6 protein-coding genes and 1 pseudogene are annotated in these 4,734 nt (G+C 44.1%); all 7 read left to right on the forward strand.

Features of this window, described 5'->3' with window-relative positions; all coding sequences use genetic code 11:
• Positions 1 to 17: 17 nt before the first annotated feature.
• Positions 18 to 228 (forward strand): annotated as a pseudogene (locus ACE1CM_RS22965) (IS701 family transposase); the annotation flags it as partial.
• Positions 229 to 469: 241 nt separating this feature from the next.
• Positions 470 to 817, forward strand: coding sequence for an HNH endonuclease (locus ACE1CM_RS22970; protein WP_374880711.1), 348 nt, complete (start codon positions 470 to 472; stop codon positions 815 to 817).
• 611 nt (positions 818 to 1,428) lie between these two features.
• Positions 1,429 to 2,046 carry a reverse transcriptase N-terminal domain-containing protein gene (locus ACE1CM_RS22975; protein ID WP_374880713.1) on the forward strand — a complete coding sequence of 206 codons (618 nt, stop codon included), beginning with the start codon at positions 1,429 to 1,431 and terminating at the stop codon, positions 2,044 to 2,046.
• A gap of 31 nt (positions 2,047 to 2,077) precedes the next feature.
• Positions 2,078 to 2,455: a reverse transcriptase domain-containing protein gene (locus ACE1CM_RS22980; RefSeq protein ID WP_374880715.1), complete on the forward strand. Its 378-nt coding sequence runs from the start codon at positions 2,078 to 2,080 to the stop codon at positions 2,453 to 2,455.
• Positions 2,456 to 2,569: 114 nt separating this feature from the next.
• Positions 2,570 to 3,070, forward strand: a complete 501-nt coding sequence (locus tag ACE1CM_RS22985) for an HNH endonuclease (protein ID WP_374880720.1) — start codon at positions 2,570 to 2,572, stop codon at positions 3,068 to 3,070.
• 251 nt (positions 3,071 to 3,321) lie between these two features.
• Positions 3,322 to 3,525 (forward strand): hypothetical protein, encoded by a 204-nt coding sequence (locus ACE1CM_RS22990; RefSeq protein WP_374880717.1) that lies wholly within the window; start codon positions 3,322 to 3,324, stop codon positions 3,523 to 3,525.
• A 997-nt stretch (positions 3,526 to 4,522) separates the two neighbouring features.
• Positions 4,523 to 4,734: hypothetical protein (locus ACE1CM_RS22995; RefSeq protein ID WP_374880719.1), on the forward strand; the 212-nt coding region annotated here is incomplete at its 3' end.

Consider the following 4,734-nt stretch of genomic DNA (forward strand, 5'->3'; position numbering starts at 1 on the left):
AGTATTTTCACAGATAAATTAAGCAGTTAACTGGAATTGAATCCTGCCAATGTCGTAAGGGAAGGATTCAGAGAAATCATATTGCTTGTGCCATGTTGGTCTGGCTTAGGCTTAAACATAAAGCCTATCAAACAGGCCAAACTGTTTATCAACTTAAGCACAGATTGCTCTGGTGACTATTTAATTCAACAACTCAAGCGCCCAAGTTTAGCCATGACCTTGGCTTAATTGTGTTCATGGGTACGCATGTGACAGTTGCGTAAGTCCTGCATATAACAAATACTGGACAACCATCGGCAACAATCACTGGGTATTTGCAACCAGGAAGGGAGAAGCGAACCCCCTTCGGTTACTGACGCACTCAGAATTTGCCAGCAGTAGCACTGAGTACGTTAAGGTTAAAGGCGATAAAAGTCCATTCGACGGCGACCTAGTTTATTGGAGTTCAAGACTTGGAACACACCCCCAATTGCCGAGTCGAACGGCTAAGTTGTTAAAACAACAAAAGGGTAAATGTCCGGTGTGCGGATTGAACTTTCAAGATTGGGACGTAATCGAAGTAAACCACAAAATCCCTAAAGCACTTGGCGATAGGGATGAGTATAAGAATCTACAACTATTACATCGGCACTGCCACGACAAAAAGACTGTAACTGACCTAATAGAAATTCGCCAGAAAGAACACTCCAGAAATCTCAATAAATTATCCCAACAATGGGACAAATACAAATGGGAGTGGGACAACGACATTCCGGTAATTATAGGGAAAAAGCAGTCAGGAAGTCCCTCAGTGACAAAGAGAAGCACATTTGAGTAGCCTTGTGCGGTGAGCGCGACTTGAAAGGTCGTCTAGTATGGGGAACCCTTCGCTTAGAGGATTCACACCCTCTACCCTCGTGTAAAAGACTCGCAAGAGTCCGGTCACGCCCCAGTACAGTAATGGAAAAGGTGGAGTGCAGACCACAAATGTAGCCGAAGCTATCAGCCTAAGATGGCTAGGATCTAGAGGGATTTCTTTAATAGTGAACGAAAGTGAATTGTCATTTAAGCTGCGTCATCACGGGGAAACCAAATAAGGCTGATAGGTTTAATGAGTAGATTAAGAGTTTCATCGTCTCCTAATCGTTGTGAATAAACAAACTCATCGCAGTATAGACAACACCTAACAAAGAAAAGAAAACTAGACGACACAACAAGGTAAGCCCAACAAGGTCTAGCGAAGGTCGATAACCCTAGTAAGTCCGAGGAAACAAAGACAGAACTCCTTGGGGGGTAGAGGATGGATGAGAAAGCGAATGCTGATTTGTAATGAATCAGATAGGGGTTCAAAATTTGCCCCTGACCGAAAGGAAAGCCGACTTCATCTGGGTCTTATACGAAAGAATAAAAGACAAGGAAATCTCATCCAATCACAAGTTAGATACCGCCATGTCAATGACAGTAAACGGACAAAGGAAACAGCTAGAGTATTTTCGCCAAATTAACTGGCGACAAGCAAATAAGGTTGTGATAAATCTACGTCAAAGAATCTTTCGTGCCAGACAAATTGGTGACTTCCGTAAGCTACGAAGCCTACAGAAGCTAATGCTCAGAAGCTACGCAAACCTACTGCTAGCAATACGACAAATCACTCAAACCAACGATGGTAAAAAGACTGCGGGGATTGATAAGGAGGTCATCAACACCCCAGCACAACGAGTGCAATTTGTACGTAATTGTCAGGAAACAAAACCAAGTCCTACAAGACGAGTGATGATTCCCAAACCAAACGGCAAAAAGCGTCCTCTTGGTATCCCGACCATTAGAGATAGAGTCACGCATGCAGTAGTTAAAAACGCACTAGAACCAGAATGGTCAGCCGTGTTTGAAGACAATTCCTATGGCTTGGGACCCGGTAGAAGTTGTCAAGATGCCATAGCACAATCGTTCGCGAGGCTACAAAAAGGCAGAAACACTTGGGTTCTAGAAGCTGACATCAAAGGCTTCTTTGACAACATTGCCCATGAATCCATCCTTAACAGTATTAGTAATTTTCCCCAAACGTAGCTAATAAAAGGATGGTTAAAAGCACAGATTCATGTTCCAAGGAAAATACAACCCAACAGAACAAGGCACACCACAAGGCGGGGTAATTTCACCCCTATTAGCCAACATAGGTTTGCATCGATTAGAAACATTTATAAAATCCACCAATCCTCAACTTGGTGTGGTGAGATACGCTGATGATTTTATCGTTACAGCTAGAGACAAGAAAAGTCTCGAAAAAGCACAAATCCAGATTCAGCAATGGATGAATACAAGAGGCTTAGAACTCAGTTATGAGAAAACGGTAATAACGCCAATGGAAGATGGTTTCGACTTTCTCGGCTTCAATCTGAGACACTATGGCGGTAAACTGCTAATCAAACCATCCCAAAAAAAAGTATTAGCTTTCTGTCAAACGATTGGGGAATAAATCAGAATTATAAATGGTAAAAAACCCGAGTAATTCATCATAAAAATGAATTGAAATATCAGAAGGTTTGCTAACTACTATAAAGGGGTAGTTAGCAAACAAACCTTCAGCTATATCTCACACAGAGTATGGCAATACCTTTGGAAATGGGCTAAGCGTAGACACCCCAAGAAAGGCAAAAAGTGGGTAAAAGACCGCTACTTCCACACGATTAAAGGTAACAAGTGGACGTTTGCCTGTAAAAGCAAACGCCGTAGGAAAGAAACACTATTAACACTCTTTCCTATAGCACAAACGCCCATAGAACGCCATATAAAAGTTAAAGGTAGCGCGTCACCAGACGACCCCTCCCTAAGAGAGTATTGGGAAAAACGCCACCAAAAGAGCGGGAAATCATATTGGGAGAAAGGCTCAAAATACTTTGAAGTAGCCACTCTCCAAAACTGGAAATGCCCCATCTGCGGTGAACCCTTGCACAATGGGGAGGAAATCGAAACCCACCACATAGTACCTGTGGCTAAAGGCGGCTCAGACGACGTGAGCAACCTACAGCACCTACACAGCGCGTGCCATAAGCAGGTACACTCAAAGTCCAAGTTAAAAAGCTTGAAGTAAGGCAATAGCCGTATGAGCGCGAAAGTCTCAAGTACGGTTCAAAGGGGAAGGAAGAGTGGTAACACTCAACCTTTACCCGACAAGTCGCTTGCACGGTTCCGGATGGGAGGGGCCCAGCAGTAATGCTCCCCTCGACCCTAACTATTGAGGTTGAAAGATCTCAAGAATCCCCGCGTCAAAAGACCGGGGAGTGTCAACAATGTCCTACCTTTGACCATCCCAGACCAACCAGAGCTAGCTGGAGGTGATCGGTGATCACCCCTGATATCCACCAAGTCCAGCAACAGATAGCCCAAGCGATCGCCAAGCACCCTAAGAGCAAAGTCAGGATCGATATCCGAGTCACTACCCAAGAGAAAGCCGACTGGAACCGGGTGGCTAAAGACTTAGACACCAACTTGTCTGCTTTGGTTAGCGCCGCTTTGACCCAACTTGCCAACCAGTCACAGAAATGAGAATGGTTCTCATCCCAGTAGCCAAAAAGATAACCCACCTGGTAAGCACTAGGTGGGTTCTGGGTTTCTAAAGGTCGGAATAGTTGCTTTTCGGATGGACAATCATAGACATAGCGATTGACCACCTACTGAGGCTAATAGCAACGCTGTGCAGAACCCAAGTATGAGGGGAACACAGACGTTATTTGCCTTGGATGTACGATAAGACACCCCCTATCCCTCATCAAAATTCATTGAATTGGGATTACTTTTGAGTGAGATTAAGATATTTTCTTAATCTTTATTGAGGTGGCTTTTTCAGCTCTCATTTAATAGAATACCATAAATGACCATTCTGGGTCATAAGTTGAGTAAAGTTTTACAATACTGATGTTTAAACCTTAAACTTTGACTAAACCTTTAACCATTTTCCGGATCAGATACACATGCGCTGCTGCCATATCTAAGTCAGCTTGCAGGGCGGGGTCATCAACTTCAGCGCAGTCATCTATACACACACACTTTTGGGTGGTAAATAGCTACAATACCGATGCTGTCTGGACTTGACCCTGCCACCCACTAGCTGGTACTGCCACCTGATACCGACCATCGTTGAACCGAACCCAGTCAGCGCCTGACCGGGCTATTCTTTTGACCTCATTCTCTGCTATCTTGCGCAAGCGGGCTATTTCCTTGAGCGGCTTGTCTACCCAAGTGATATCATTATTGGCTGTAACAGGCTCTGTGACTGGGTTTGTGGTGATATCATTGGTTGGACTAGCCAGTGCTTGCTGGGCTAAATACTTCTCAGCCCTACTGACATAGAAACCTACATCACCGCCTTGGACTTCCAGGTTGTAGCCTTTGGCGATCGCTTCAACTACTTTAGGGTGCTTTTTTACCTAAAATAGCACGGGAGCATGAACACAAGCTTGATTTATCCGGTGGATGAAACGCGACAAGGGCTGATTTATTCGCCGTCTTTACCTATCTGGGTAAAACGTGCTAAAATAATAACATGAGTCAAGTAACTATCACGCTCAAATTACAGTTTTCCGACCTCAATCAAGTCAAAGCGATAATGTTTGGCGAGATGAGTTCAGAAAATACTCGTTTGGCTAATTGGCTGCTAACCATTCCACTCCCAGAGAGGAGAAAGTTGACCACAGCCAAGATAGAAACTTCGCTCATGTCTGCTATTGCAAATCAGACAATTCGGCATACTACATC

Origin of the sequence: Microseira sp. BLCC-F43 (genome assembly GCF_041929235.1) — a bacterium.
In the GTDB taxonomy this organism is placed as follows: Bacteria; Cyanobacteriota; Cyanobacteriia; order Cyanobacteriales; family Aerosakkonemataceae; genus Microseira.

Coding starts and splice junctions, on each gene's coding strand:
- ACE1CM_RS22980 (WP_374880715.1), top strand. CDS start 2,078: ATGTTCCAAGGAAAATACAACCCAACAGAACAAGGCACACCACAAGGC.
- ACE1CM_RS22975 (WP_374880713.1), top strand. CDS start 1,429: ATGTCAATGACAGTAAACGGACAAAGGAAACAGCTAGAGTATTTTCGC.